The 25,663-nt window shown below is 70.9% G+C and carries 24 protein-coding genes and 1 tRNA gene; 15 read left to right on the top strand and 10 right to left on the bottom strand.

Going from position 1 to position 25,663, the window contains the following annotated elements:
* Positions 1–3 precede the first annotated feature (3 nt).
* From DV20_RS32840 to DV20_RS32820, 5 genes are all read right to left on the bottom strand, one after another.
* Complete coding sequence (locus DV20_RS32840) at positions 4–1,473, bottom strand: peptidoglycan D,D-transpeptidase FtsI family protein (protein ID WP_043787001.1); 1,470 nt, start codon at positions 1,471–1,473, stop codon at positions 4–6.
* Positions 1,470–2,954 carry an FtsW/RodA/SpoVE family cell cycle protein gene (locus DV20_RS32835; RefSeq protein ID WP_043786999.1) on the bottom strand — a complete coding sequence of 495 codons (1,485 nt, stop codon included), beginning with the start codon at positions 2,952–2,954 and terminating at the stop codon, positions 1,470–1,472. Before DV20_RS32835 ends, DV20_RS32840 begins: the two co-directional genes overlap by 4 nt.
* The gene (locus DV20_RS32830; RefSeq protein WP_043786997.1) at positions 2,954–4,351 is read right to left on the bottom strand and encodes a PP2C family protein-serine/threonine phosphatase; all 1,398 of its coding nucleotides are present in this window, start codon (positions 4,349–4,351) and stop codon (positions 2,954–2,956) included. Before DV20_RS32830 ends, DV20_RS32835 begins: the two co-directional genes overlap by 1 nt.
* On the bottom strand, positions 4,348–4,809 hold the full coding sequence (locus DV20_RS32825) for an FHA domain-containing protein FhaB/FipA (protein WP_003079002.1): 462 nt from the start codon (positions 4,807–4,809) through the stop codon (positions 4,348–4,350). The genes DV20_RS32830 and DV20_RS32825 overlap by 4 nt, the downstream gene beginning before the upstream one ends.
* A 100-nt stretch (positions 4,810–4,909) precedes the next feature.
* A complete protein-coding gene (locus tag DV20_RS32820; RefSeq protein WP_043786995.1) occupies positions 4,910–6,145 on the bottom strand; it encodes a DUF3662 and FHA domain-containing protein in 1,236 nt (411 codons plus the stop codon).
* 130 nt (positions 6,146–6,275) lie between these two features.
* On the opposite strand from DV20_RS32820, the gene DV20_RS32815 reads away from it, so the two are divergent.
* Positions 6,276–6,358: transfer RNA gene (locus tag DV20_RS32815), tRNA-Leu, on the top strand.
* 196 nt (positions 6,359–6,554) lie between these two features.
* Here the strand turns inward: DV20_RS32815 and DV20_RS32810 are convergent.
* The 3 genes from DV20_RS32810 to DV20_RS32800 form a co-directional block, all read right to left on the bottom strand.
* Positions 6,555–7,286, bottom strand: coding sequence for a S1 family peptidase (locus DV20_RS32810; protein ID WP_043786994.1), 732 nt, complete (start codon positions 7,284–7,286; stop codon positions 6,555–6,557).
* Positions 7,287–7,401: 115 nt separating this feature from the next.
* Positions 7,402–8,154 carry a S1 family peptidase gene (locus DV20_RS32805; protein ID WP_043786993.1) on the bottom strand — a complete coding sequence of 251 codons (753 nt, stop codon included), beginning with the start codon at positions 8,152–8,154 and terminating at the stop codon, positions 7,402–7,404.
* A 154-nt stretch (positions 8,155–8,308) separates the two neighbouring features.
* Positions 8,309–8,683 (bottom strand): FKBP-type peptidyl-prolyl cis-trans isomerase, encoded by a 375-nt coding sequence (locus tag DV20_RS32800; RefSeq protein WP_043786992.1) that lies wholly within the window; start codon positions 8,681–8,683, stop codon positions 8,309–8,311.
* A gap of 141 nt (positions 8,684–8,824) precedes the next feature.
* Here DV20_RS32800 and DV20_RS32795 point away from each other — a divergent pair, with 141 nt between their 5' ends.
* The 6 genes from DV20_RS32795 to DV20_RS32770 all read left to right on the top strand — a co-directional run bounded on the left by DV20_RS32795 (position 8,825) and on the right by DV20_RS32770 (position 16,039).
* Positions 8,825–12,043: a penicillin acylase family protein gene (locus tag DV20_RS32795; protein WP_200876548.1), complete on the top strand. Its 3,219-nt coding sequence runs from the start codon at positions 8,825–8,827 to the stop codon at positions 12,041–12,043.
* Between the two features lie 62 nt (positions 12,044–12,105).
* A complete protein-coding gene (locus DV20_RS32790) occupies positions 12,106–13,146 on the top strand; it encodes a trans-sulfuration enzyme family protein (RefSeq protein ID WP_043786990.1) in 1,041 nt (346 codons plus the stop codon).
* A gap of 60 nt (positions 13,147–13,206) precedes the next feature.
* A complete protein-coding gene (locus DV20_RS32785; protein ID WP_235191046.1) occupies positions 13,207–13,971 on the top strand; it encodes a hypothetical protein in 765 nt (254 codons plus the stop codon).
* A complete protein-coding gene (locus tag DV20_RS32780; RefSeq protein WP_043786989.1) occupies positions 13,968–14,555 on the top strand; it encodes a class F sortase in 588 nt (195 codons plus the stop codon). The genes DV20_RS32785 and DV20_RS32780 overlap by 4 nt, the downstream gene beginning before the upstream one ends.
* Positions 14,556–14,760: 205 nt before the next feature.
* Positions 14,761–15,432 (top strand): hypothetical protein, encoded by a 672-nt coding sequence (locus tag DV20_RS32775; RefSeq protein ID WP_063607839.1) that lies wholly within the window; start codon positions 14,761–14,763, stop codon positions 15,430–15,432.
* Positions 15,433–15,436: 4 nt separating this feature from the next.
* Positions 15,437–16,039 (top strand): class F sortase, encoded by a 603-nt coding sequence (locus DV20_RS32770; protein ID WP_043786988.1) that lies wholly within the window; start codon positions 15,437–15,439, stop codon positions 16,037–16,039.
* On the opposite strand, the gene DV20_RS32765 is transcribed toward DV20_RS32770, so the two are convergent.
* On the bottom strand, positions 16,025–17,065 hold the full coding sequence (locus tag DV20_RS32765) for a patatin-like phospholipase family protein (RefSeq protein WP_043786987.1): 1,041 nt from the start codon (positions 17,063–17,065) through the stop codon (positions 16,025–16,027). The two genes, DV20_RS32770 and DV20_RS32765, sit on opposite strands and share 15 nt — an antisense overlap.
* Before the next feature lie 10 nt (positions 17,066–17,075).
* Positions 17,076–17,822 carry a FadR/GntR family transcriptional regulator gene (locus DV20_RS32760; protein ID WP_043786986.1) on the bottom strand — a complete coding sequence of 249 codons (747 nt, stop codon included), beginning with the start codon at positions 17,820–17,822 and terminating at the stop codon, positions 17,076–17,078.
* Between the two features lie 66 nt (positions 17,823–17,888).
* Here DV20_RS32760 and DV20_RS32755 point away from each other — a divergent pair, with 66 nt between their 5' ends.
* The 8 genes from DV20_RS32755 to DV20_RS32720 all read left to right on the top strand — a co-directional run.
* Positions 17,889–19,379 carry an ABC transporter substrate-binding protein gene (locus DV20_RS32755; protein ID WP_200876547.1) on the top strand — a complete coding sequence of 497 codons (1,491 nt, stop codon included), beginning with the start codon at positions 17,889–17,891 and terminating at the stop codon, positions 19,377–19,379.
* Positions 19,376–20,320: an ABC transporter permease gene (locus tag DV20_RS32750; RefSeq protein WP_043786984.1), complete on the top strand. Its 945-nt coding sequence runs from the start codon at positions 19,376–19,378 to the stop codon at positions 20,318–20,320. Before DV20_RS32755 ends, DV20_RS32750 begins: the two co-directional genes overlap by 4 nt.
* Positions 20,320–21,126: an ABC transporter permease gene (locus tag DV20_RS32745; protein ID WP_043786983.1), complete on the top strand. Its 807-nt coding sequence runs from the start codon at positions 20,320–20,322 to the stop codon at positions 21,124–21,126. Before DV20_RS32750 ends, DV20_RS32745 begins: the two co-directional genes overlap by 1 nt.
* Entirely contained in the window at positions 21,123–21,854 is a 732-nt protein-coding gene (locus tag DV20_RS32740) for an ABC transporter ATP-binding protein (RefSeq protein WP_043786982.1), read from the top strand. The genes DV20_RS32745 and DV20_RS32740 overlap by 4 nt, the downstream gene beginning before the upstream one ends.
* Positions 21,851–22,624: an ABC transporter ATP-binding protein gene (locus tag DV20_RS32735; RefSeq protein ID WP_043786981.1), complete on the top strand. Its 774-nt coding sequence runs from the start codon at positions 21,851–21,853 to the stop codon at positions 22,622–22,624. The genes DV20_RS32740 and DV20_RS32735 overlap by 4 nt, the downstream gene beginning before the upstream one ends.
* Positions 22,617–24,029 carry an aldehyde dehydrogenase family protein gene (locus tag DV20_RS32730; protein ID WP_043786980.1) on the top strand — a complete coding sequence of 471 codons (1,413 nt, stop codon included), beginning with the start codon at positions 22,617–22,619 and terminating at the stop codon, positions 24,027–24,029. The genes DV20_RS32735 and DV20_RS32730 overlap by 8 nt, the downstream gene beginning before the upstream one ends.
* Entirely contained in the window at positions 24,026–24,781 is a 756-nt protein-coding gene (locus DV20_RS32725) for an SDR family NAD(P)-dependent oxidoreductase (RefSeq protein WP_043786979.1), read from the top strand. The genes DV20_RS32730 and DV20_RS32725 overlap by 4 nt, the downstream gene beginning before the upstream one ends.
* Before the next feature lie 9 nt (positions 24,782–24,790).
* Positions 24,791–25,663 (top strand): amidase (locus tag DV20_RS32720; RefSeq protein WP_043786978.1); only part of this gene is annotated, 873 nt, incomplete at its 3' end.

Here is a 25,663-nt window from a genome sequence, read left to right as displayed (position 1 = left end):
GCGCTATCCACCCCCGAGCTTCGCGTTGATCGCCGCGCGGCCGATTTCCGCCGCGACCGAGCCGCCGGTGGCCGCGAGGCCGCGGTTGCCGCCGTCCTCGACGATCACGGCGACCGCGATCTGCGGGTTGTCGACCGGGGCGAAGGCGGTGTACCAGGCGTGCGGGGCGGTGTTCTTGGAGTCCGTGCCGTGCTCGGCGGTGCCGGTCTTCGACGCGATCTGGATGTCCGGGCGCTTGCCGCCGCCCTTGGTGAAGCCCTCGGAAGCGACCATCATGTCCTTGAGGATCGCGGCGTTCGACGACGACAGCGCCGGGGTGCCGGTGAGTTCGGTGGGGCTGTAATCCTCGATGGTCGACAGGTCCGGTGCCAGCACCGACTGCACCAGCTGCGGCTTCATCGCCATCCCGCCGTTGGCCACGGTGGCCGCGAGCAGGCAGTCCTGCAGCGGCGTCAGCCGGACGTCACGCTGGCCGATGCCGCTCTGGAAGAGCGCGTCCGGCGAGTCGAGCGGGCCGACCGTCGAGGCGGCGACCTTCATCGGCACGGTCAGGTCGGTCTGCCCGATGCCGAAGTTCGCCGCCGTCTTCTTGATCTTGTCCGCCCCCAGCTGGCCGGCGAACTGCGCGAACGGCACGTTGCAGGAGTGCGCCAGCGCGTCCTTGAACGTGGTGCCGGGGCACGGCTGGCCCGCGTAGTTCTCCAGCGTCTTGCTGCTGCCGGGGACCTTCGTGTTCGCCGCCGGGTCGATCGGGGTGTCCGGGCCCTTGCCGTCTTCGAGCGCGGCCGCCGCGGTGACGAGCTTCATCGTCGACCCCGGCGGGTACGTCTCGGAGATCGCCCGGTTCAGCATGGGCTTCTTCGGGTCCTTGTTGTTCGCGTTCCAGGCGTCGGTCTGCGCCTTCGACGTGTGCGAGGCCAGCTGGTTCGGGTCGTACGACGGCGTCGAGACCATCGCCAGGATCCGCCCGGTGCTCGGCTCCATCGCGACGACGGCGCCGGTGTAGCCCTTCTGCGTCATCAGGTCGTACGCGGCCTTCTGGACGGCCGGGTCGATGGTCAGCCGGACGTTGCCGCCGCTGGGGTCCCGGCCGGTGACCATGTCCGACAGCCGCCGCACGAACAGCCGCGGGTCGGAGCCGTTGAGGACGTCGTCCTCGGCGCGCTCCAGCCCGCCGGCGCCGTAGTTGATCGAGTAGTAGCCGGTGACCGGCGCGTACATCGGGCCGTCGGCGTAGGTCCGGATGTACTTGTACTTGTCGTTCGACGGGTTGATGCTGGCCAGCACCTCGCCGTTGGCCTGCGACACGATCTTGCCGCGCTGGCGGGCGAACTCTTCGTAGAGCACGCGCGCGTTGCGCGAGTCGGTGCGGTAGTCGTCGGCCTTCACCACCTGGATGTAGGTGGCGTTGGCCAGCAGCAGGACGACCATCACGAGCATCGCCATGCCGACCTTGCGGAGCGGGGTGTTCATGCCTGCACGCCCCCGTCCGCCGGCGGGCGCTGCACGAGCACCGTGTGCGCTTCCGCGATCGGGGCCTGCGGCTGCTGCTGCGGCTTCGGACGGGCGGCGGGCTTGCGGGCCGCGTCGGAGATGCGGAGCAGCAGCGCGACCAGGATGTAGTTCGCGAGCAGCGACGAACCACCCTTGGACAGGAACGGGGCGGTGATACCGGTCTCCGGGATGAGTTTCGTGACCCCGCCGACGACGACGAAGATCTGCATGACCATGGTGAACGCGAGCCCGCCGCCCAGCAGCTTGCCGAACGTGTCGCGCACGGCCAGCGCGCTGCGCATGCCGCGCATCGCGACCAGCAGGTACAGCATCAGCACCGCGGCCAGCCCGATGAAGCCGAGCTCTTCGCCGATCGAGGCGGTGATGAAGTCGGTGTTGGCCTCGGGCACCATGTCCGGCCGCCCGGCACCGAGCCCGGTGCCGCCGACGCCGCCGGTGCCGAGCCCGAACAGACCCTGGGCGAGCTGGTAGCCGCCGCCCGCCTGGTCGTAGGTGGCCAGCGGGTCCAGCCAGTTCGCCACGCGCTGCTGGACGTGCGAGAAGAGGTTGTAGGCGATGATGCAGCCGACCGCGAAGAAGCTGAGCCCGAGGACGACCCAGATGGCCCGCTCGGTCGCGACGTACAGCATCACCAGGATGACGCTGAAGAACAGCAGCGAGGTGCCGAGGTCCTTCTCGAACACCAGGATGCCGATGCAGACGAACGCGGCGATGAGGATCGGGCCGAGGTCGCGGGCGCGCGGCAGTTCGACGCCGACGAGCTTCTTGCCCGCCACCATGAACAGGTCCCGCTTCGACACCAGGAACGAGGCGAAGAAGATCATCAGCAGGATCTTCGCGAACTCGCCCGGCTGGATCGAGAAGAACGGCAGCTTCAGCCACACCTTGGCGCCGTTGACCTCGGACAGGCTCGACGGCAGCAGCGCGGGCAGCGCCAGCGCGGCGATCCCGACCAGGCCCGCGGTGTAGCCGTAGCGGGTCAGCGTGCGGTGGTCGTTCACCACGATCAGCACCACGACGAAGAACACCAGCGAGATCACCGTGAACAGCACCTGCGCGGTGACGGCCGGCGTGTAGTCCTTGCCGTTCTGCGCGGCCCGTTCGGCCAGGGCCAGGTCGATCCGGTGGATCATCACCAGCCCGATGCCGTTCAGCAACGCGACGCAGGGGAGCAGCACGGGGTCGGCGTACGGCGCCCACTTGCGGACGGCCAGGTGCGCGCCGGTCAGCACGCCGAGGTAGGCCAGGCCGAGCCAGATGATCGACGCGGTGAGCTCCTGCTCCTGGTTCGCTTCGACCAGGACGAGCGCGATGGTGACGATGAACGTGGCGAACCCGAGCAGCGCCAGCTCGGTGTTGCGGCGGGTCGGGACCTCGCGCGGCGGGTTCGTCTGGAACGCGGCGAGCGGTTCGGCGGCGCGCGCGGCAGGCTGGCTCATCAGTTACCGCCTCCCGTCGTCGGTGCCGTCGAACTCGGCGTCGAGCAGTCCCTCCCCGCTGGCTGGTTCGCCGACGACGGAGCGGTGGAGCCGGCCGGAGCCGACGGAGTCGTCGTCGGCGTGACCGGAGGGGTCGGCGTCGGGGACGGCTGACCGCCCGCCGGCGCGCAGTTGTTCAAGCGCTTGCGCAGCTGCAGGAAGTCGTCGATGTACTTCCGCGCTTCGTCGAGGCTGTCCTTCTTGACGCCGTTCTGCACCGCCAGCCGCGCGTCCTCCTGGAGCTGGGTGACGCGCAGCTTGTCCGTGCACACCTGGCTCGGCGGGCAGGACCCCTGCTCGTAGGCGTGCAGGTCGATGCCGAGAATGCTGCCGGGGACGCCGCGGTAGATCACGACCTCCCCGTCCGATCCCTCGCCGACATAGTACTGACTCAGCACGAAGTAGCGGGTCGCGATGGCGGCCGCCGCTAGCACGACGAGCACCACCACCGCGCCGGCCAGCCAGCGGAACCGCTTCCGGCGCCGGGCCCGCGGGTCTTCCTGCGGCTGCGGCAGTTCCTGGCGCGGCGGCGGGGGCGGCTGGGTCAGCGCCCTGGCCCGCGCCGCGGGGGAGTCGCCCTGGTGCCGTTCGTCGCTGCCGTCCCCGGCGGCGCCGCCCACGATGGGCGCGTCCTCGCCGAAGTCGACGTCGACCACGTCGGCGATGATCACCGTGACGTTGTCCGTGCCGCCGCCCTTGAGCGCCAGCTCGATCATCCGGTCCGCGCACTGCTGCGGGTCCGGGATCTGCACGGCCTCGGCCAGCGTCTCGTCGCTGACCATGCCCGACAGCCCGTCCGAGCAGATCAGGTACCGGTCGCCGGCGCGGGCTTCGCGCACGGTCAGGCTCGGCTCGACCTCGTGGCCGGTGAGCGCCTTCAGCAGCAGCGACCGCTGCGGGTGCACCGCGGCCTCTTCGGGCGTGATCCGGCCCTGTTCGAGGAGTTCGTTGACGAAGCTGTCGTCCCGCGTGATCTGCGCGAACTGCCCGCCGCGCAGCAGGTACGCCCGCGAGTCGCCGACGTGCACCAGCCCCAGCCTGGTGCCGGCGAACAGGACGGCGGTGAGCGTGGTGCCCATGCCGTCCAGGTCCGGGTCCTGCGAAACCAGTTCGGCGATCGCGGCGTTGCCGTTCGCCACCGCCTCGCGCAGCTGCGCGAGCAGGTCGTCGCCCGGCTCGTCGTCGTCGAGCGGGGCGAGGGAGGCGATGACGACCTTGCTGGCGACTTCACCCGCCGCGTGCCCACCCATGCCGTCGGCGAGCGCGAGCAGGCGAGGGCCGGCGTACACGGAGTCCTGGTTGCTCGAACGCACCAGGCCCCGGTCGCTGCGGGCTGCGTAGCGGAGGACGAGAGTCATGGGCGAAGCTCGATCACCGTCTTGCCGATCCGGATGGGGACTCCGAGCGGGACCCGGAGGGGTGCAGTGACCTTAGCCCGGTCGAGATAGGTCCCGTTCGTCGAGCCCAGATCTTCCACGTACCAGTCCTCGCCGCGCTGGGCGATCCGGGCGTGCCGGGTCGACGCGTAGTCGTCGTCGAGGACCAACGTGGAGTCGTCGGCCCGGCCGATCAGGATCGGCCTGCCGTCCAGCGCGATGCGCGTCCCCGCCAGCGCGCCGTGCGTGACGAGCAGCTGCTGCGGGGACTTGCTGTTGCGCGGCTTCTTCTCCTTCTTGCGCCCGAAGGTCGGCACCTGGACGCGCATGCCCGACGCCGCGTAGAGGTCCGAGCGCACGACTCGGAGCGCGGCGAACACGAAGAGCCAGAGCAGCACGAGGAAGCCCACCCTGGTGAGTTGTACGACCAGCTCTGGCACTTGGTGTGTCCGCTCCCGACTCTTCCGCGCAGCCGCGACGCGGGTACGCCGCGGTCCCCCCGCACGTCAATTCTGCGGGAACAGTATTCCGTGTCCCGAGTCAGCCCTGTGTACGGAACACGAGGGACGAATGACCCACCCGGATGACGTCGCCGTCGGCGAGCTGCCAGGTCTGGACCGGGGTGCCGTTCACGGTCGTCCCGTTGGTCGAGCCGATGTCGGCGAGCGTCGCGCTCTGGCCGTCCCAGGTGATCTCCAGGTGGCGGCGCGAAACCCCGGTGTCCGGCAGGCGGAAGTCCGCGTCCTGGCCCCGGCCCACGACGTTCCCGCCCTGCTTCAGCGAGTACGTCCGGTTCGAGCCGTCGTCCAGCTGCAGGCTCGCCGCGAGCTGGCGGCCCGGCGCCGGCGGGGCGTAACCGCCCTGCTGGCCGTACGGGTCCGCGGCCGGGGCGCCGTACGCCTGCTGCTGGCCGTACTGGTCGTACCCGCCCTGCTGGCCGCCGTACTGGTCGTAACCGCCACCCTGCTGCGGCTGCCCGTACTGGTCGTAGCCGCCGCCCTGGGGCTGGGCGTAGCCACCCTGGTCGTACCCGCCGCCTTGAGGCTGGGCGTAGCCACCCTGGTCGTACCCGCCGCCCTGCGGCTGGGCATAACCCTGGTCGTAACCGCCCTGGTGCTGCTGCCCGTACTGGTCGTAGCCGCCACCCTGCTGCGGCTGCCCGTACTGGTCGTAGCCACCGCCCTGAGGCTGCTGGCCGCCGTACTGGTCGTATCCACCCTGCTGGCCGTAACCCTGGTCGTACCCGGGCTGCTGGCCACCCTGCTGTCCGTAGCCGTACTGGCCCTGCTGGCCGTACGGGTCACCCTGGTCGTATTGGCCGTAGCCGGGGGGCTGGCTCATTGCTGGGTCTCCTGCGTTGCTGGGTCGTGCCGACCGCGGTGAACCGGCGCCTGAGGGGCGGGCGTCGGGATCGACGGACGAACGGGTCTTGAACTGTCCAGTATGCAGCGCCTCGTTGCGCTCGAGTGATACGACGACGTCACCATAGGTGTCCAGGCCCTCCGCGGCGAGGTGTTCCGCGACCGCCTTGGCCAGTACCTGGGTGACGCGCTGCTCGTCGCCGGCCATGCGTTCGTGGTCAGCTGCCCCCAGGGACACGATGTAGTGATTGGGGGCGAGCTGCCGGCCGCCTGCCAGCTCACGAACGTTCTCCTCACTCTCCCGTTCCAGGGCGATCGCCACTTCCTGCGTGACGACGTTGCCGCCGAACATGCGCGCGAAAGTGTTCCCCACCAGGTTCTCGAGTCGCCTGTCGAATCGTTCGGCGCGGCCCACCGGGGAAAACCTCCTCACACGTGTGCTTCCGCACCGATCCTATCCGGGTGAGCCAGCCCCTACACGGCCCCCGGTGAAACCCGCGAAATCGACCTGCTAGTCTTCTCCTCGCTGCCGCAAGGAAGCACTCGGGCGAGTGGCGGAATGGCAGACGCGCACGGTTCAGGTCCGTGTGTCCGAAAGGACGTGAGGGTTCAACTCCCTCCTCGCCCACGCTGTTCAGAGCCCCGATCGCTGGCGCGATCGGGGCTCTTCCCGTTGTCCTTGTATCTCCCGGGGGGCCGAGCCCCCCGGACCCCCCACGGTGCCTCCCGTCGCCTTCCAGCGTGGTCCGGTCGGGTTCCAGGGGGACGGGGGGTGCCGTTCGTCACCTTTTGGCGTGGTCAGTGGGTGTTCGCCCTGGGCGAAGTTACGCCGTGTGAGTGGCTATCCAGTCTGCTATTACGTCCGCTCGGCTTGTGGTTTCGATGCTTGAGTGGGGGCAATCGGGGCCCGTGGCCTCCAGGGAGACCAGTTCGGTGCCCGTGAAGTAGGGGGCTCCCGAGTCGTACGTGCAGGCGCTTGTTGTGCTTTCCGGGGCTGCGCCGCGGACGCCCACCGTTGTCGGGTCCACCTTGGCGACCACCACCGTGCCCTGTTGGAGGCGGGTGGCCGGTTTGGGGTTGGGGCCGGTCAGGCTGCCCCAGCCCGCCAGCGTCAGCCGCTGGCCGGCCTTCGGGACGGCGCGGCTCACCGACAGCGGCGGCACCGTGGTCACCGGGGAGTCGAGGCGGATCAGGGCGACGTCGTTCTCCTTCGCCTGCAGCACCTCGGTCGCCCTGCGGGCGATGCCCGACTCCGTTTCCTCGTCGGTCAGGCCCAGCGTCACCGTCGTCGGGTACGGCACCCTGCCGGAGACCCGGTCGCGGTGGGCGTCGTGGAAACAGTGGCCGGTCGTGACGACCCAGGCGGGCGCGACGAGCGCGCCCGTGCAGTAGCTGCTGTACGTGGAGCCGTCCGGGCGCGGGATCTTCGTCATCGCGAGCTTCGCGACGAACCCGTACTGGCCCGGTGGGACGTCCGAACCGTGGGCGACGGCCCAGGCGGCGGGTGCGGTGGAGACGGTCAAGACAGCAGCGGCGAGCAGGGCGCGCAGGCGCATTTCTCCCCTTCGTCGAGTCGGTGGTCGACGTCCGACGTTAGGGCCGCCGCCGCGGGCGGGGAATTCCCTGGCCGGGCGTCACCCGGTGGTCCATCGGGTGACGCCCGGCGAACGGTCAGCCGGTGTGCGAAGCGATCCAGTCCGCGACGACGTCCACGCGCGAGGTGGTCTCGAGCTGGTTGTGCGGGCAGTCCGGTCCGGTGGACTCGACCGACACCAGCTGCCCGCCGGAGCCGCCCGCGACGAAGTACGGCGCTCCGGAGTCGTAGGCGCAGGCGCTCGTCGTCGACGTCGGAGCCACGCCGCGGACGCCGAGCGTCGCCGCCGCGACCTGGCCGACCTGCACGGTGCCCTGCTGCAGCTTCGTCGACGGCGCCGGGTTGGTGGCCGTGAGACTGCCCCAGCCGGCCAGCGTCAGCTGCTGGCCGACCGACGGCGTCACCCGGTTGACCGTCAGCGGCGTGATGCCCGTGACGTCCGCGTCGAGGGTCGCGATCGCGATGTCGTTCGCACTCGCCTGGTAGACCGTGACGACATTGCGGACCACCCCCGGTGTGCTCTGGTTCACCGTGCCGAGCAGCACGGACGTCGGGTACGGCACCGGCCCGGAGACGCGGTTGCGGTTGGCGTCGTGGAAGCAGTGGCCCGCGGTGATGATCCACTTCGCCGCGATCAACGCGCCGGAGCAGGCGCTGTTGTACTTGCTGCCGTCGGGCCGCGGGATGTTCGTCATGGTGAGTTTCGCGGCGAAGCCGAACTGGCCCGCCGGAACGTCGGAGCCGTTCGCCACGGCCGAGGCCGGTGCCGCGGTGGCGAGCCCGGCGGCCAACGTCATCAGGGCAGCGGAAAGCACAGCGCGAACGCGCATCGGTGGATCCCCCCTTGTCGTGCACCGGCGGTCGGAGGCCGGTGATCACCTTCGAGCGTAGCCACGAGGCACGAGCCGGAAAGGCGCTGCTTGGAGCAAAAACCGGCCCCGGCACGGGGGTGCCGGGGCCGGTTTGCCGGTTATGCGCGGAAAGCTAGTTCACGCCGACGAGGTCGACGACGAAGACGAGGGTCTCGCCGGGCTTGATCACGCCGCCCGCACCGCGGTCGCCGTAGGCCAGGTGCGGCGGGATCACCAGCTTGCGGCGGCCGCCGATCTTCATCCCCGCGACACCCTGGTCCCAGCCGGCGATGACCTGACCGGCACCGAGGCCGAAGCGCAGCGGCTCGCCGCGGTTCCAGGACGCGTCGAACTCTTCGCCGGTCGAGTGCGAGACACCGACGTAGTGCACGGTGACGGTCGTGCCCGGCGTGGCCTCCGCGCCGTCACCGACGGTGATGTCGGTGATCTCCAGGTCGGCCGGGGGAGGTCCGTCCGGGCGGTCGATGAGGGGCTTTTCCAAGGTCATGGCGCTCACCGTACCCACGCGCCGCGAGCTGCGCCGATCGGACTACGCCCAAGGAGGGGAAAAACGCGAAAACTCTTCACACTTGCCCTACTGCTGGGTAGCGTGCGCTTCGTCACTTTTCTGGACTGAGGGGAGCCCGGCATGCGACGCCGCATCCGCGCCCTGACCGTTACGGCACTGGGGGCCCTCGTGGCCGGGCTCACCCAGGTCGCCGTCACCGCGCCGGCCGCCCAGGCGGCCGTGTCGCCCGACGACTACTGCGGCGGGCAGTGCAGCGACATCCTGCCGCCCGGCGAACAGGGCAGCGCCACCCTCGCGGAGATCCTGGCGCACAAGCTGCTCGGCACCCGGCCCGCGCACTCGGCCGACCAGCTCGGGAAGTACGCCTCGCTGGCCGGCGGCTACAAGACGCTGACCACCGGCGCGATCAACCAGTACTTCAACGACTCCTCGTTCGGCGTCCCGGCCGACCAGGTGGCGAGCACGACGAAGCCGCGCGCCGACGTCACGATCGTGCGGGACAAGGCCCTCGGCGTCCCGCACATCACCGGGACCACCCGCGCCGGCACCGAGTTCGGCGCCGGGTACGCGGCCGCGCAGGACCGGCTGTGGCTGATGGACGTGCTGCGGCACGCCGCCCGCGGCCAGGTGAGCTCCTTCGCCGGCGGCGCCGAAGCCAACCGCGAACTCGAGCAGACGTTCTTCGCGAACGCCCCCTACACCGAAGCCGAGCTGCAGCAGCAGATCGACCGCACGGCCGCCAGCGGCCCGCGCGGCGCGCAGGGCCTCGCCGACGCCCAGGCCTACATCGACGGCATCAATAAGTACATCGACGACTCCCACAGCGGCCGGTACTTCCCCGGCGAATACGTGCTGACCGGGCACATCGACTCGATCACCAACGCCGGGACGATCGACCCGTTCAAGCTGACCGACCTGGTCGCGCTCGCCTCGCTGGTCGGCGCCGAGTTCGGCGCGGGCGGCGGCGGCGAGGTCCAGAACGCCATCGCGAAGCTCGCGCTGCAGGAAAAGTACGGCGTCGCGCAGGGCGAAAAGGTGTGGCAGAGCCTCCGCTCGGAGGACGACCCCGAGGCGGTCAAGACGCTGCACGACGGCCAGACCTTCCCGTACGGCAAGACGCCGGCCAACGCCGCCGGCCGCGCGATGCCGGACAAGAACTCGGTGACGCCGCAGCAGCTCGTGTTCGACAGGACCGGCTCGGCCGCCACCGCGACGCCGTCCACTGTGGACGTCGCCGCGCCCGCCGAGCAGGAGCCCGCCCGCGGGATGTTCGAGAACGGCGTGCTGCCGGCGAACATGCTGAGCGAGAAGCACGGCATGTCCAACGCGCTGCTCGTCTCCGGGGCCAAGACCGCCAGCGGCCACCCGGTCGCCGTGTTCGGCCCGCAGACCGGGTACTTCGCGCCGCAGCTGCTGCTCCTGCAGGAGCTGCAGGGCCCGGGCATCAGCGCCCGCGGCGCCGCCTTCGCCGGGCTGAGCATGTACGTGCTCCTCGGCCGCGGCCAGGACTACTCGTGGAGCGCGACGACGTCGGCGCAGGACATCATCGACACCTACGCGCTGCAGCTGTGCGACCCGAGCGGCAACGCGCCGACGAAGGACTCGAACTACTACACCTACCAGGGCAAGTGCGTCCCGATGGAGACCGTGGAGGTCAAGAACGCCTGGAAGCCCACGGTGGCCGACGGTACCGCGGCCGGTTCCTACACCCTGCGCAGCTACCGGACCAGGTACGGGCCGGTGCAGAGCCGGGCGACCGTCGGCGGCAAGCCGGTGGCGTACGCGGCGCTGCGGTCGTCCTACTTCCACGAGGTCGACTCGCTCATCGGCTTCCAGGAGCTCAACGACCCCGGCTTCGTCAAGTCCGCGGCGGACTTCCAGCGGGCCGCGCAGGACATCAACTTCACGTTCAACTGGTTCTACGCCGACTCGAAGGACATCGCCTACTTCAACTCCGGGGCCAACCCGGCCCGGCAGTCCGATGTGGACCCGAACATGCCGGTGTGGGGCGATCAGGGCCACGACTGGGTGGGCTGGAACCCGGCGGGCAACGTCGCCACCTACACGCCCGCGTCGCAGCACCCGCAGTCGGTCAACCAGGACTACTACGTCAGCTGGAACAACGCGCAGGCCAACGGCTACGCCGCGGCCGGGGCGGACAAGTCCGCCGTGCACCGCGTCGACCTGCTCGACTCGCGGGTGAAGAAGCTGATCACCAGCGGCACGAAGGTCACCCGGGTCAACCTGACCCAGGCGATGGCCGAGGCCGCGCTGGCGGACCTGCGGGCCGAGCGCGTGCTGCCGCTGCTGCTGCAGGTGCTCGACAAGACGCCCACCACCGGCGCGGCGGCGGACGCCGAGGCGAAGCTCAAGACGTGGCTCTCGCACGGCCAGTTGCGCACCGAGACCTCGCCGGGCAGCAAGGCGTACGCCGACGCCGACGCGATCCGCATCTTCGACGCCTGGTGGCCGCTGCTGGTCCAGGCCGAGTTCAAGCCGGGCATGGGCGACGCCGCCTACAACGCGATGACCGGCGTGCTCGGCATCAACGAAAGCCCGTCCGGCTGGCAGAACGGCAACGGGCAGCACACCGGGCAGCCGCACAAGGGCTCGTCGTTCCAGTTCGGCTGGTGGGGTTACGTCAGCAAGGACATCCGGCAGGTGCTCGGCCAGCCGGTGGCCGGCCCGCTCGCGCAGACGTTCTGCGGCGGCGGCGACGTCACCGCGTGCCGCCAGGCGCTCGTCGACTCGCTGACCACGGCCGCCGGCCAGGCCGCGAACACCGTCTACCCCGGTGACGCGAACTGCTCGGCCGGTGACCAGTGGTGCGCCGACTCGATCGTGCACAACCCGCTCGGCGGCATCACGCAGGACAAGATCGGCTGGCAGAACCGGCCGACCTTCCAGCAGGTCGTCGAGTACGCCGCGCACCGCGGGGACAACGTCGCGAACCTGGCGGCGGCGAAGACGGTCAGCGCCACCAGCGCCGAGTCCGGCTTCTACAACGCGCCGGCGTCGAACGCGATCGACGGGAACGCCTCGACCCGCTGGGCCAGCGACTGGAGCGACGACCAGGCGATCACCGTCGACCTCGGCTCGGTCCAGCAGGTCTCGCGGGTGATGCTCAGCTGGGAGTCCGCGTACGGCAAGAGCTACCGGATCCAGCTCTCGCCGGACGCGGTGCACTGGACGGACGCGGCCGTGGTGACCGACGGGGACGGCGGGCAGGACAACGTCTCGTTCGCCGCGACTCCGGCCCGGTTCGTGAAGCTGCAGGGCGTCCAGCGCGGCACCAAGTACGGCTACTCGCTGTACGAGTTCGAGGTCTACGCGCACTGAGAAGCCCGGCTGGGGCACTCGCGGACGCGTGAGTGCCCCAGCCTCCCCTTATCGTGAGGCGCATGGACGACTGGACGCCTCGCACCAAGGCCATCGCCGCCGGCCGGCCGCACGGACCCGGTGAGCCGCTGAACACCCCGCTCGTCGCCACCAGCACCTACCAGGCCGGTGGCGACTTCGTGTACGCGCGCGGCGACGGGACGCCGACCTGGCACGCGCTCGAGGAAGCCGTCGGGGCGCTGGAAGGCGGCCACGCGACGGCGTTCGCGTCCGGGGTCGCCACCCTCTCCGCCGTCCTGGACCTGCTGCCGGTCGGCTCGCGGGTCGCCGTCCCGACGTTCAGCTACGCCGTGACGCGCGGGGTGCTGGCCCACGCGCAGAAGCTCGGCAAGCTCGCCGTCACCGAGCTCGACCCGACGGACACCGGCGCCTGGGTCGCCGAGGCGGCGACCGCCGATCTGGTCTGGCTGGAGTCGCCGACCAACCCGACCCTTGATGTGATGGCCATCGAGCCGATCGCGGCCGCCGCGCGTGGCCGGGTCGTCGTCGACAACACCTTCGCGACGCCGCTGCAGCAGCGGCCGCTCGAACTGGGCGCGGACGTCGTCGTGCACAGCGCGACCAAGCTCATCGGCGGGCACAGCGACCTGCTGCTGGGCATCACCGTGGCCAAGGACCCGGCCGTCGCGGAGGAGCTGCGGGGCGCGCGGACGCGGGTCGGGTCGACACCGGGTGCCCTCGAAGCCTGGCTCGCCCTGCGCGGGCTGCGGACCATGCCCGTCCGGCTGGCGGAGCAGACCCGCACCGCCGCCCTGCTGGCGGAGCGGCTCGCCGGGCACCCCGCGGTGCGGCGGGTGCGCTACCCGGGCTTCGGGATGATGGTCTCGTTCGACCTCGCCGACGCCGAGACGGCGGACCGCTTCTGCGCGTCGGTCCGGCTGATCCGGTCGGCGACCAGCCTCGGCGGCGTCGAAAGCCTGGTCGAGCGGCGGGCGTGGCTGGCGGGCGAGGAGCGCGTCCCGCCCGGGCTGATCCGGTTCAGCGTCGGCCTGGAGGACCCCGAGGACCTGTGGGACGACCTGATGTTCGCCCTCACGGAGTAACGCGGGCCGCCGAATCGTCGATAGTCGCGACATCGCAGGTCAACGCACTGGGAGTGGATCGTGGGCAGAACGCTGAGCCGGGTGGCCGGGGTCGTCTTCGCGGGTGCGCTCGCCACCTTCGCCGCCACGCCCGCCGCGCTGGCGCAGACGGACACCAGCCCGGCGTCCGAGACGACCACGACCACCACCACGGCGGAGCCGGCGACCACCACGGTTCCGTCCTCGACGGAGACCACCGCGCCGGCCTCGCCGGCCACGACCACCGCCGGGACCACCTCGGCCGCGGCGAGGACCGAGGTCACCACCACGAGCCCGCCGACCACCACGTCCTCGGCGCCGGAACCGGCCGAGCCGCCGAAGGACGATTACCAGGACAACGCCGGTCACGGCTTCGTCGGCCTCGGCGGCGAGGGCGTCCTCGTCATCGCCTGCGCGGCCGCGAAACCGGGCGCAGTCGCGACCCAGTACCTGAGTGTGACCGGCGGCCCGGACCAGGACGAGTCCGACGGCCGCTACTGGAACTACTCGGTGCGTGTGGTCGACGCCCCGGCCGGCACGACCACCGCCAAGTTCAGCTGGACCTGCGACAACGTCGAAGGCAACGGGATCGTCGAGTTCGAGCGGGAAGGACCGCCGGCGAGCACGACCACGAGCAGCAGCTCTTCGCCGTCGAGCACCGCGCCGGTCACCACTGCGCCGATCACCACCGGGCCGATCACCACCGCGACCGGTTCCGCACCGGCCGGCAACGCCGCTCCCGCAGCCCAGGTCAAGGTCGCGCCCCGGGGCGGGATCGAGACCGGCTTCGGCGGCACGGCCCGGTGACGGTCCGCCGGGCGGGCGCGACGCTCGCCCTCGTGCTGGCCCTGGCCGGGTGCGGCGGCGCCGCGGAGCCGCCACCGCCCGCGCAGGCGCAGGCGCCCGTTCCGTCGTCGGTGCCGGTGACCGTGCCGTTCAAGGGACTCCGCCCGACGTCGGTGAAGATCCCGAAGATCGGCGCGGAATCCAGCCTGCTGGCCGTCGCGCTGAAACCCGACGGTTCGATTTCCGTCCCGTCGGTGCACACCCCGATGCAGGCGGCCTGGTACAAACTTTCGCCGGTACCCGGCGACACCGGGCCGGCGATCGTGCTCGGACACGTGGACGGCGACAGAAAACCGGGTATCTTCTTCATGCTGAAGGACCTGGCACCCGGCGACGAGGTCGACGTCGACCGCAGCGACGGGCGCAAGCTGAAGTTCGTCGTCGACCGCGTCACGCAGGTCCCGAAGGAGACGTTCCCGCGGGATGCCGTCTACGGCAACAGCAACGAACCGGAACTGCGGCTGATCACGTGCGGTGGGGCGTTCGACCACGCTGAGCACAGCTACCGCGACAACATCGTCGTCTACGCGAAGCTCGCGAGCTGAAACCGCTGTCACGGTCACTGTCCGAAGTGGATTTCGCCGGGCCGGAACGTTACAGGTTTCGGCAGTGGTTTTCTTCACGTCATATTCGTTTCCGGTATATACCAGTGATGGGGCAGGATGGGCGGGTCACCCGATCTTGTGCTTCTCGGCACCGGGTGATCCGCGTAGTGGGGGTCATTGCGCGTTTCCTTCCCTGGGAGTCACCTTGAAGAAGACCCTGGGCCGTCTCGCGGGCGCTGTGCTCGCGGGGGCCCTGCTCACGATCACCGTCGCGCCGGCCGCGTTCGCGCAGGAGGCTCCGGTCACCTCGACGACCGAAGCCGCGCCCACCTCCGACGCGCAGCCGACGACGGACCTGCCCACGAGCACCTCGGTCCCGACTTCGGAGCAGCCGACGTTGCAGCAGCCCACCTCGGAGCAGCCGACCTCGCAGCAGCCGACGTCGACCGGCACGCCCACCTCGGGCAAGCCGACCGAGACCACCGCCGCGCCGTCCACCGAGCCGACCGACCCGTTCCCGCACGGCGACGACTACCTCGACGACGTCGCGTACGCGTGGGAGTTCGAAGACGGCACCGGCGTGCTGGTCATCGCCTGCGCGGCGGGCGAGCCGACGAACGTCGCCGCCAACGACTTCACCGTGGCCGCCGGCCCGTTCCAGGACGGCGCGGACGGCCGCTACTGGGGCTTCGACATCCAGCTCAACGAGGGCAAGCACCTGAGCGACGCCACCCAGGTCTCCTGGACCTGCGAGGGCAAGCCGGTCACCCGGCCGGTCGGCCACGGCGGCGGCTCGGCCACCGTCGGCGGCCAGGTCAAGGTGACCCCGAAGGCCGGCGGTGTCGAGACCGGCGGCGGCGCGACGGCCCGGTCCTGACCGCATGACAACGCAGTTCCGCCGCGGCGGCCGCGTTCTCGCGGCCGCCCTGGCGCTGTCCTTCGCACTGGCCGCCTGCGGGACCGACGCCCCGCAGGCCGCGGCGCCGTCCTCGTCCACGCCGGCCCCGCCGCCGGTGACCAAGCCGTTCGCCGGCCTGCGCCCGACGCAGCTGAACATCCCGAAGATCGGCGCGCAGTCCTCGCTGGTCTCGGTGCTGCCGAAGGCCGACGGCGGGATCTCTGTCCCGTCGGTGCACACGCCGATGCAGGCGGCCTGGTACAAGATGTCGCCGGTGCCCGGCGAGACGGGACCCGCGGTCCTGCTCGGGCACGTCGACGGCGACAAGAAGCCCGGGATCTTCTTCAAGCTGAAGGATCTCGCCCCGGGTGACGAGGTGGACGTCGACCGCAGCGACGGCAAGAAGGTGAAGTTCGTCGTCGACCGCGTGGAACAGGTCCCCAAGGACACGTTCCCGCGCGACGCCGTCTACGGCAACAGCGACAAGCCGCAGCTCCGGCTGATCACCTGTGGTGGCGCGTTCGACCACGCCGAGCACAGCTACAAGGACAACATCATCGTGTACGCGAAACTAGCCAACGCCTGAGCCGGGATACGGGAACTCCGGCTTCAGCGTGGTTCCCGGGCAGACCCAGCGGCGCATGCCCGCGTCGCAGACGGCGTACCCCCAGTTGATCAGGTTGTCCTGCACCTTCTCGGACATCCTGGTCAACCGGGTCTTCGTCTCGGCGAGCCGCCGGGTCTGCTCCACCGGTGCCGGCAGGGCGTCCGGCAGTTCGAAGTTTTCGATGTTGCTGTAGGTCGCCCAGTACGTCCCGGCGTAGGTCTTGTCCTCATAGGACTTCAGCAGCGAGCCGGTGCGCAGCTCGCGGACCTGGTTGTCCATCACGGTCAGCACGCGCAGCAGCTGCATCGGCCAGTTGTGCTTCGGCTTGGCCTCGTGCTTCATCTTCTTGCCGGCGTCGCTGACCAGGACGGTCGCTCGCTGGTTCTCGATGGGGTCCAGGCCGAGGTTGTCGTACACGCCCGCGTCGCTGAGCACGATCTTGCGGCTGGTCTCGTGCGGATCGGGGATCACGACCGGCGAGAGCATGGGCGGGAACGCCGACGACGCGGCGACCGCGGTGGCCAGGGGGATCCGCCCGTGCGGGCCGGGCTGCCGGAAGAACCACCACAGCGAGCCGTCCTGCAGGCTGGTCGCGGTGAACACGAAGTTCGGCCCGGCCGGATCGAGGTCGGCGAGGCAGCAGTCCCCGAAGAGGTGCTTCGCGTAGCGGCGCGCGAGTTCCTCACCCGCGCTGCGCCACGGGATGCACATCGCCTTGAGCGTGACCGGGATGTCGAGGTTGGTGCGGGCGAGCCGCCGGATGGGCTGCACGACCTCCTTGCCGAAGTTCTCCGCGACGCCGTCTTCGCCGAACCACAGCTTGTTCCACGCGTGCGCCAGCACGCCCGCCGCGATCGAACCGCCGGAGACGCTGGAGACGGTGGTGAGCTTCGGCAGCCAGCCGAGCTCGTTGAGCCGCCAGAGCGCGCCGGCGTGGAAGAGCATTGCGCGGTAGCCGCCGCCCGAGAGCGCGAGGCCGACGCCGTCCCGTTTCGCCGAGTCCACGCGGCCGAGTTTAGGACCGCAGCAACGGCTTGAGCAGTGGCCGTTGCCCGGCCGGGACGTGTTCGGCGTAATTGTCGTACAACGCCTGCTTGGCCAGGTGGGCCGCGCCGGTGCCGTCGGCCGCGCGGATCGCGTCGAGCACCTCGGCGTGGTGGGCGAGCCAGGTGCGCATCAGCGATGCGCGGTTGCTGGCGTGCTCGAGCTTGTCCTCGATCAGTTCCAGCACGACTCCGCGGACCACCTCTTCGCTGACCACCAGCAGGGGATTGCGGGAGATGCGGGCGATCACCTCGTGGAAGGCGACGTCGGCGCGGCTGAACTCGGCGTAGCCGCGCGAGACGCCTTCGCGCATCGACTCCAGGGCCGCGTCGAGGCCGGTCAGGTCGTCTTCGGTGCGCAGCTCCGCGGCGAGCAGGTGGGCCGAGCCGTCGAGGATCATCCGGAACTGCAGCAGTTCGGCCAGCCCGACGTGGTCGGCGCGGGCGAGCCGGTGCATCGACCGGTGCAGCGCGGCGGGCGAGGCGGCCAGCACCTCCGGGCCGCGCGGGTCCCCGGGCCGCGAGCGGATCATCTCGGCCGCCTGCAGGACGCGCAGGGCTTCGCGGATCGTCGAGCGGCCGACGCCGAACTGGACCATCAGCTCGCGCTCGCCCGGCAGGCGTTCCCCCGGCTTGAGCTCGCCGCTGATCACGGCCTGCTCGATCTGCTCGACGACCCGCTCGTACGCGCGGACCGGAGCCACCGGTTCGAACCGCATCCCTTGACCTCGTCGTCCGCTCGGTGCAGGCTACTGGTCAGACCAGTGTACTTACCTGGAGGCCGAATGAAAGCCCGGATTCCTGCGGTGGCAGCGGCGCTGCTGCTCGTGGTGTCCGGCTGCTCGGCCGGCTCGTCGGCGAGCGTTTCCGCTGGTCCGGACACCCTTTCCGTCGGCTTCACGGCGGAGCCGGCGAACTTCGACTTCACCCGCACCGACGGCGCCGCCATCCCGCAGGCGCTGCTCTACAACGTCTACGAAGGCCTGGTGAAGCTCGACGTGCAGGGCCGGATCGTGCCGCTGCTCGCGCGGTCGTGGACGATCAGCCCGGACCGTCGCACGTACGACTTCCAGCTGCGGCAAGGGGTCAAGTTCAGCAACGGCGCGCCCTTCACCGCCGAGGACGTCAAGTTCTCGCTCATGCGCGTGAAGACCGACTGGACCATCTCGATCAAGGCGAACATGGACGTCGTCGACCACGTCGACGTCGTGGCGCCGGACCACGCGCGAGTCGTGCTCTCGAAGCCGTCCAACGGCTGGCTGTTCAGCCTCACCAGCCGGCTCGGCGCGATGTTCAGCCCCACCGGCGTCGCCGACCTGGCGAACAAGCCGGTCGGCACCGGGCCGTACGTCGTTTCGGCGCGCAAGCGCGGCGACTCCGTGGTGCTGAAGGCGAATGCCGGCTACTGGGGCCGGAAACCGGCGTACTCGACGGTGGTCCTCAAGTACATCAAGGACCCGACCGCGCTGAACAACGCGCTGTTCAGCAACGGCATCGACGTCATCTCGGCGATCACCGCGCCCGACTCCATCCCGCAGTTCCAGGCCGACGACCGGTTCCAGGTCGTCCAGGGCACGACGAACTCCGAGGTCACGCTGGCCATGAACAACGCGCGGCCGCCGCTGAACGACGTCCGCGTGCGCCAGGCCCTGACGTACGCGATCGACCGGAAGGCGTTGCTGGACACCGCCTGGGCGGGCCGCGGGACGTTGATCGGCAGCATGGTCCCGCCGACCGACCCCTGGTACGAGGACCTCTCGAACGTCCACCCGTTCGACCCCGCGCGGGCCAAGGCGCTGCTGTCCGAAGCCGGCGCGACGAACCTGAACCTGCGGTTGCGGATCCCGAACCTGCCGTACGCGGTGTCGGCCGCGCAGGTCGTCCAGTCGCAGCTCGCCGACGTCGGCGTCCGGACCACGATCGAGCCGCTCGACTTCCCGGCGGTGTGGCTCAAGCAGGTGTTCACCGACCACGACTACGACCTGTCGATCATCCAGCACGTCGAGGCGCGGGACATCACGACGTTCGGGAAGCCGAAGTACTACTGGGGTTACGACAGCAAGCGCGTCCAGCAGCTGCTCGCCGAGGCCGACAGCGGGACGCCGGACCAGCAGGTCGCGGACATGAAGCAGGTGGCACGCCGGCTGAACGCCGACGCGGCCGCGGACTGGCTGTTCCTGTTCCCCAACGTGATCGCCGCGAAGACGAAGGTCGGCGGATTCGTGCAGAACCAGGTCAGCGAGTCCTTCGACCTCACCGGGCTGGCGCCGCGATGACGGCCAGGGTGCTGCGCCGGGTGGCGATCTTCGTGGTCAGCGTGCTGGTCGCGTCGATCGTGGTGTTCCTGTTCATGGCGGTGCTGCCGGGCGATCCGGCGCAGGTCGCGCTCGGCGTCAACGCGACGCCGGAGCTGCTGGCCAAGACGCGCGCCGAGTTCGGCATCGACCGCCCGCTGGTCACGCAGTACTTCGACTGGATCTCCGGTGTGCTCCACGGCGACTTCGGCCGCTCGTACGTGACGCGGGAGGCGATCGGCCCGCAGCTGCTCGACCGCCTCGGCGTGACGCTGTGGCTGGTCGGCGCGGGCATGCTGGTGGCGCTGGTGATCGCCTTGCCGGCCGGGACGTTCGCCGCGGTGAAGCACCGGAAGGCGGCGGGCGCGGGCGTCTCGGGCCTGTCGCAGATCGGCGTCGCGATCCCCGCGTTCCTCGCCGGGATCATCCTCGTGCAGATCTTCGCCGTGCGGCTGCGCTGGCTGCCGTCCGGCGGGTGGACACCGCCGGACCAGGACTTCGGCGAGTTCTTCCGCGGGCTCGTGCTCCCGGCGTTGTCGCTCGGCCTGGTCCAGGGCGCGGTGCTCACGCGCTATGTCCGGTCGGCGGTGCTCGACACGCTCGGCCAGGACTACCTGCGCACCGCGCGGTCGAAGGGCCTCCGGCCGGGCCAGGCGCTGGTGCGCCACGGCCTGCGCAACGCTTCGGTGCCGGTGGTGACGGTCCTGGGTCTCCAGCTCGCCACGCTGCTGATCGGCGCGGTGGTCGTCGAGCGCGTGTTCGTGCTGCCGGGGCTGGGTTCGATGCTGCTGGACGCCGTCTCCGCGCGTGATCTGCTGACCGTGCAGGGGATCGTACTGGTCCTGGTGGCCGGCGTGCTGCTGGTCAACTTCGTCGTCGACGTCCTCTACACCGTGCTCGACCCGCGATTGCGAGGTTCGTGATGCGCAATCTCCTGCTGGGCGCGGTGCTCGTCGGCCTGGTCGTGCTGGCCGCACTGCTGTCGTTCGCGTGGACGCCGTTCGACCCGGTGAAGGTCGACGCGACCCACCGGCTGCTCGGCTTCACCGGCTCCCACTGGTTCGGCACCGACAAGTTCGGCCGCGACCTGCTGAGCCAGCTGATGGTCGGCGCGCGCACGACGTTGTACGTCGGGGTCGTCGCCGTCGGCATCGCCGCGGTCATCGGCACCCCGCTGGGCATCCTCGCCGGGATGTCCCCGAGGTGGCTCGGCGAGTTCGTCATGCGCGTCAACGACCTCGTGCTCGCCTTCCCCGCCCTCCTGCTGGCGATCATGTTCGGTGCCGTGTTCGGCGCGGACACCCTCACCGCGATGGTGGCGATCGGCATCGCCACCATCCCGTCGTTCGCGCGGATCGCCCGCTCCGGCACGCTGCAGGTGATGAGCACCGAGTTCGTGCTCGCCGCCCGCGCGGGCGGCCGGTCGCGGCCGGCCATCGCGCTGCGGCACGTGCTGCCGAACATCTCCGGCCTGCTGATCGTGCAGGCGTCGGTGTCGTTCGCGATCGCCGTGCTCGCCGAAGCGGCGTTGTCGTTCCTCGGTTTCGGCACGCGGCCGCCGACGCCGTCGTGGGGCCGGATGCTGCAGGAATCCCAGGAACTGCTGACCGTGCAGCCGCGGCTGGCCCTGGTGCCGGGCATCGCGATCGCCGTCGCCGTCCTCGGCTTCAACCTCCTCGGCGACGGCCTCCGCGACCGCCTCGACCCCCGGTTGGCGGCGCGCGTATGACGCTCTCGGTGCGCGGGCTCAGCGTCTCCTCACTGGTCCGGGACGTCTCCTTCGACATCGGGGCCGGCGAGCGCGTCGGCCTGATCGGCGAGTCCGGGTCCGGGAAGTCGCTGACGGCGCTGGCGATCATGGGTTTGCTGCCGGAAGAACTGCGGGCGTCCGGCTCGATCCGCCTCGGTGACCGCGAACTGCTGGGAATGTCCGAAAAGGACCTTTCCCGGCTGCGCGGCGACGAGCTGGCCATGGTGTTCCAGGAGCCGATGACGGCGTTGAACCCGGCCATGCGCGTCGGCCGCCAGGTCACCGAGCCGGGCCGGATCCACGGACGCCGTCACCGCGCCGAGGACCTGCTGGCCGCGGTGGGCCTGCCCGGCACGGCCCGCGCGTACCCCCACCAGCTCTCCGGCGGCCAGCGGCAGCGCGTCGTCCTCGCGATGGCCCTCGCCAACGAGCCGTCCCTGCTGATCTGCGACGAGCCGACCACGGCCCTCGACGTCACTGTCCAGTCCCAGATCCTCACCCTCATCAAGACGGCACTTTCACGTGAAAGTGCCCTCCTCTTCATCACGCACGATCTGGCGGTGGTTGCGTCGGTGTGCGAGCGCGTGCTGGTGATGCTGGACGGCGAGATCGTCGAAGCGGGCTCGACGCGCGAAGTGCTGACGGCGCCTTCGCACGCCTACACGCGGAAGCTGCTGGCCGCCTCGGATCTGGAGGCCCGGCGATGACCATCATCGAAGTCCGCGACCTCGAACGCCGGTACGCCCGCCGGGACGTCCACGCCCTGCGCGGGGTCAGCTTCGACGTCGAGGCCGGGCAGCGGTTCGGCATCGTCGGCGAGTCCGGTTCCGGGAAGTCGACGCTGGTCCGGCTGCTGGCCGCGCTCGACAAGCCCACCGCGGGCACGGTCTCGTTCCAAGGCAGGCGCATCGACAACCTGCCCGAACGCAAGCTCGGTTTCCTGCGCTCGGAACTGCAGATCGTCTTCCAGGACCCGATGGGTTCGCTCGACCCGCGCATGCGCGTGCTGGACATCATTTCCGAGCCGCTCGGCCGCCGGGAGCCCGATCGCGTCGCCGAACTGCTCGCCGCCGTCGGCCTGCCGGCGGACGCGGCGGGGCGCTACCCGCACCAGTTCTCCGGCGGGCAGCGGCAGCGGATCTCCATCGCCCGCGCGCTGGCGCCGAACCCGAGCGTGCTGATCGCCGACGAGCCGGTCAGCGCCCTCGACGTCTCCGTGCGCGGTCAGATCCTCGACCTGCTCGGCTTGCTGGTGGAGCAGTTCGCGCTGACGCTGATCTTCGTGTCGCACGACCTCGGCGTCGTCCGGCACGTCTGCGACCGGGTCGCCGTGATGCGCCGCGGCGAGATCGTCGAGCTCGGTGACGTGTCGCAGGTCTACGAGTCGCCGCGGCACGAGTACACGCGAGAGCTGCTGGCCGCCGCCCCGAACCTGCGTGCGGAACTGGCCCGGTTGAGCGGAGGTGACGATGCCTGACCACCCGGACGGCCTGCCGGTCGGCGCGGGCTGGGTGTCCACTGTGGATGCCGCGGAAATCGTTTTCCCCTACGACGGGAGCGTCATCGGCACCGCGCCGATCGGCACTCCTGAGCTGGCAACACGCGCTGTCGACGAGGCTGTCGCCGTCGCGCGCGAAGTGGCTTCGCTGCCTTCGAGAGTTCGGCGTGCCTTGCTGAACGACGTCGCCGCCGCTCTTGCCGCGCGCCGGTCCGAGTTCGAAGACCTGCTGGTGCTGGAGACCGGCAAGCCACTGGTCGACTGCCGCGTCGAGGTCGCGCGCACGATCGTCACCTGGGAAGCCGCCGCCGAAGAGGTGTCCCGGCTGCACGGTGAAACCGTGCCGCTGGACCTCCTGCCGTCCGGCGACGGCCTGGTCGGGTTCTGGAAGCGCAAGCCGATCGGGGTCGTCGTCGGCATCGCGGGCTTCAACTACCCGCTGTTGCTCGCCTCGCACAAGATCGCGCCGTCGATCGCCGCCGGCTGCCCGGTGATCGTCAAGCCGGCGCCGCAGACGCCGCTGGCCACGCTCTGGCTGGTGCACCTGGTGCGTTCGCTGGCCCCCATCGCCGCGATGGTCCAGCTGGTCACCGGCGACGCGGCCGTGGGCGCGGCCCTGACGACCGACCGGCGGATCGGCGCGGTGTCGTTCACCGGCTCGGCCGCGGTCGGCCACCGCATCGCCCGGGACGCGGCGCCCACGAAGACCCTGCTGGAGCTGGGCTCGAACGCGGCGCTCGTCGTCGCGGAAGACGCCGACCTCGACGCCGCCGTGGACGCCGTGCTGCGCGGCGGGTTCTACGCGTCCGGCCAGGCGTGCATCTCGGTGCAGCGGGTCCTGGTGGTCGCGCCGGTCGCCGCGGAGTTCACCGAGCGGCTGCTGGCGCGGCTCGACGAGGTCGTCATCGGCGATCCGCGGGACGAGAAGACGCGGGTGTCCGCGTTGATCGACCCCGCGTCCACCGAGCGCGTCGCGGCGTGGATCGAGAAGGCCGGCGGCCGCCGGGTCGGCGGGGGTGTCGAAGGCAGGGTGCTGCGGCCGGCCGTCCTCCTCGACGTGCCGGACGGCGTCGAGGCGTGGGACGAAGAGATCTTCGGCCCGGTCGTCTGCGTGCGGACCGTGTCCGACGTGGACGAGGCGTTCGCCGCGGTGAACGCGTCCCGCTACGGGCTCCACGCCAGCGTCTACACCCGGTCGCTGCGCACCGCGTTCCGCGCGCTCGACGAACTGGAGGTCGGCGGGGTCGTGGTCAACGAGGTGCCCGGCTTCCGCTCCGACACCATGCCCTACGGCGGGGTGAAGGACTCCGGCATCGGCCGCGAGGGGCCGAGGTTCGCCGTCGAGGAACTGACCGTGACGAGGATGGCGGTGCTGCGCCCGTGAACTACTCGACGTTGTTCCGGCTGGACGGGCGGCGGGCCGTCGTGCTCGGCGCGGGCGGCATCGGCCGCGAAGCCGCGCGGGCGCTGGCCGCGCACGGCGCTTCGGTGGTGTGCGCGGACCGCGACCTCGACGCCGCGCGCGAGGCCGGCGTCGGGGAGGCGTACGAGCTCGACCTCCTGGCGCCCGGGGCGGTCGAGCGCGCCGCGGCGGACTTCGGCGAGGTCGACGTCGTCGTGCTGACCGCCGCGATGAACGTCCGCAAGCGTTTGCTCGACTACACGCGGGAGGAGTTCGACCGCGTCCTCGCGCTGAACCTCGGCGTCACGTTCGAGGTCGTCCGCGTCTTCGGCGCCGGCATGGTCGCGCGCGGGCGGGGGAGCATCATCGGGTTCTCGTCCATCCGCGGGACGACGGTCGAGCCCGGCCAGGGCCCGTACGCGGCGACGAAAGCCGGGCTCGTCCAGCTGTTCCGGACGGCGGCGGCGGAGTTCGGCCCGGCCGGCGTCCGGGTCAACGCGATCGCGCCCGGCGTCGTCGAGACGCCGTTGACCGCCCAGATCAAGGCGAACCCGGAGTGGTACGACGCGTACGCGACGAAGGGCGCGTTGGGCCGCTGGGCGCGTCCGGACGAGCTGGCCGGAGCGGTCGTGTACCTCGCTTCGGACGCTTCTTCGTTCGTAACCGGCTCAGTGCTGGCCGTGGACGGTGGCTGGACCGCCGTCGACGGCCGCTTCGACCCGCCTGCCTCGTGAGGAGCGCGCATGACCGAGCTGCCTGACCTGACCGCCGTCGAGCTCGTCGCGCAGTACCGCGCGAAGACGCTCTCGCCGGTCGAGGTGACCGAAGCCGTTCTCGCCCGCATCGAAGCGCGAGAGCCGGAGCTGCACGCGTTGTACGCGTACGACCCCTCAGGCGCGCGCGACGACGCGAAGGCGTCCGAAGCTCGCTGGGCGGCCGGTGAACCGCTCGGCCCGATCGACGGCGTCCCGCTCACGCTCAAGGAGAACATCGCGACCCGTGGCACGCCGGTGCCGCTGGGCACGGCGGCGACCGAGCTGACCCCGGCCGCCGAGGACGCCCCGGCGGCCGCGCGGGTCCGCGAATCCGGCGGCGTCCTGCTGGCCAAGACGACCATGCCGGACTACGGGATGCTGACGTCCGGGCGGTCGAGCTTCCACCCCACGGCCCGCAACCCCTGGCAGCTGTCGGCCACGCCCGGCGGGTCCAGCGCGGGGGCCGGGGCCGCGGCCGCCGCCGGGTACGGCCCGCTGCACGTCGGCACCGACATCGGCGGCTCGATCCGGCTGCCCGCGGGCTGGTGCGGCCTGACCGGGCTGAAGCCGAGCTTCGGGCGGGTGCCGGTCGTCCCGCCGTTCCTCGGCCGCGTCGCCGGCCCGATGACCCGCACGGTCGCCGACACGGCGTTGCTGATGAGCGTGCTCTCGCGCCCGGACGCGCGGGACCACCTGTGCCTGCCGCCGTCGGACCTCGACTGGTCGTCGCCCGAGCTCCCGACGGCCGGTCTGCGCGTCGGCCTGCAGCTCGAAGCGGGTCTGGGACTGCCGGTCGATCCGGTCATCCGCGACGCCGTCACCGCGGCGGCCCGGGCGTTCGAAGCGGCGGGCGCGGTCGTC

This window comes from Amycolatopsis rifamycinica (assembly GCF_000695625.1).
Taxonomy (GTDB): Bacteria; Actinomycetota; Actinomycetes; order Mycobacteriales; family Pseudonocardiaceae; genus Amycolatopsis; species Amycolatopsis rifamycinica.
The sequence above is the reverse complement of the archived record's forward strand: the minus strand, read 5'-3'. Positions and strand labels throughout refer to the sequence as shown.

Excerpts from the sequence above, each read along its gene's own strand:
- DV20_RS32840 (WP_043787001.1), bottom strand. The coding sequence starts at position 1,473 with ATGAACACCCCGCTCCGCAAGGTCGGCATGGCGATGCTCGTGATGGTC.
- DV20_RS32835 (WP_043786999.1), bottom strand. The coding sequence starts at position 2,954 with ATGAGCCAGCCTGCCGCGCGCGCCGCCGAACCGCTCGCCGCGTTCCAG.
- DV20_RS32830 (WP_043786997.1), bottom strand. The coding sequence starts at position 4,351 with ATGACTCTCGTCCTCCGCTACGCAGCCCGCAGCGACCGGGGCCTGGTG.
- DV20_RS32810 (WP_043786994.1), bottom strand. The coding sequence starts at position 7,286 with ATGCGCCTGCGCGCCCTGCTCGCCGCTGCTGTCTTGACCGTCTCCACC.
- DV20_RS32805 (WP_043786993.1), bottom strand. The coding sequence starts at position 8,154 with ATGCGCGTTCGCGCTGTGCTTTCCGCTGCCCTGATGACGTTGGCCGCC.
- DV20_RS32800 (WP_043786992.1), bottom strand. The coding sequence starts at position 8,683 with ATGACCTTGGAAAAGCCCCTCATCGACCGCCCGGACGGACCTCCCCCG.
- DV20_RS32795 (WP_200876548.1), top strand. The coding sequence starts at position 8,825 with ATGCGACGCCGCATCCGCGCCCTGACCGTTACGGCACTGGGGGCCCTC.
- DV20_RS32790 (WP_043786990.1), top strand. The coding sequence starts at position 12,106 with ATGGACGACTGGACGCCTCGCACCAAGGCCATCGCCGCCGGCCGGCCG.
- DV20_RS32770 (WP_043786988.1), top strand. The coding sequence starts at position 15,437 with ATGACAACGCAGTTCCGCCGCGGCGGCCGCGTTCTCGCGGCCGCCCTG.
- DV20_RS32760 (WP_043786986.1), bottom strand. The coding sequence starts at position 17,822 with ATGCGGTTCGAACCGGTGGCTCCGGTCCGCGCGTACGAGCGGGTCGTC.
- DV20_RS32755 (WP_200876547.1), top strand. The coding sequence starts at position 17,889 with ATGAAAGCCCGGATTCCTGCGGTGGCAGCGGCGCTGCTGCTCGTGGTG.
- DV20_RS32750 (WP_043786984.1), top strand. The coding sequence starts at position 19,376 with ATGACGGCCAGGGTGCTGCGCCGGGTGGCGATCTTCGTGGTCAGCGTG.
- DV20_RS32745 (WP_043786983.1), top strand. The coding sequence starts at position 20,320 with ATGCGCAATCTCCTGCTGGGCGCGGTGCTCGTCGGCCTGGTCGTGCTG.
- DV20_RS32740 (WP_043786982.1), top strand. The coding sequence starts at position 21,123 with ATGACGCTCTCGGTGCGCGGGCTCAGCGTCTCCTCACTGGTCCGGGAC.
- DV20_RS32735 (WP_043786981.1), top strand. The coding sequence starts at position 21,851 with ATGACCATCATCGAAGTCCGCGACCTCGAACGCCGGTACGCCCGCCGG.
- DV20_RS32730 (WP_043786980.1), top strand. The coding sequence starts at position 22,617 with ATGCCTGACCACCCGGACGGCCTGCCGGTCGGCGCGGGCTGGGTGTCC.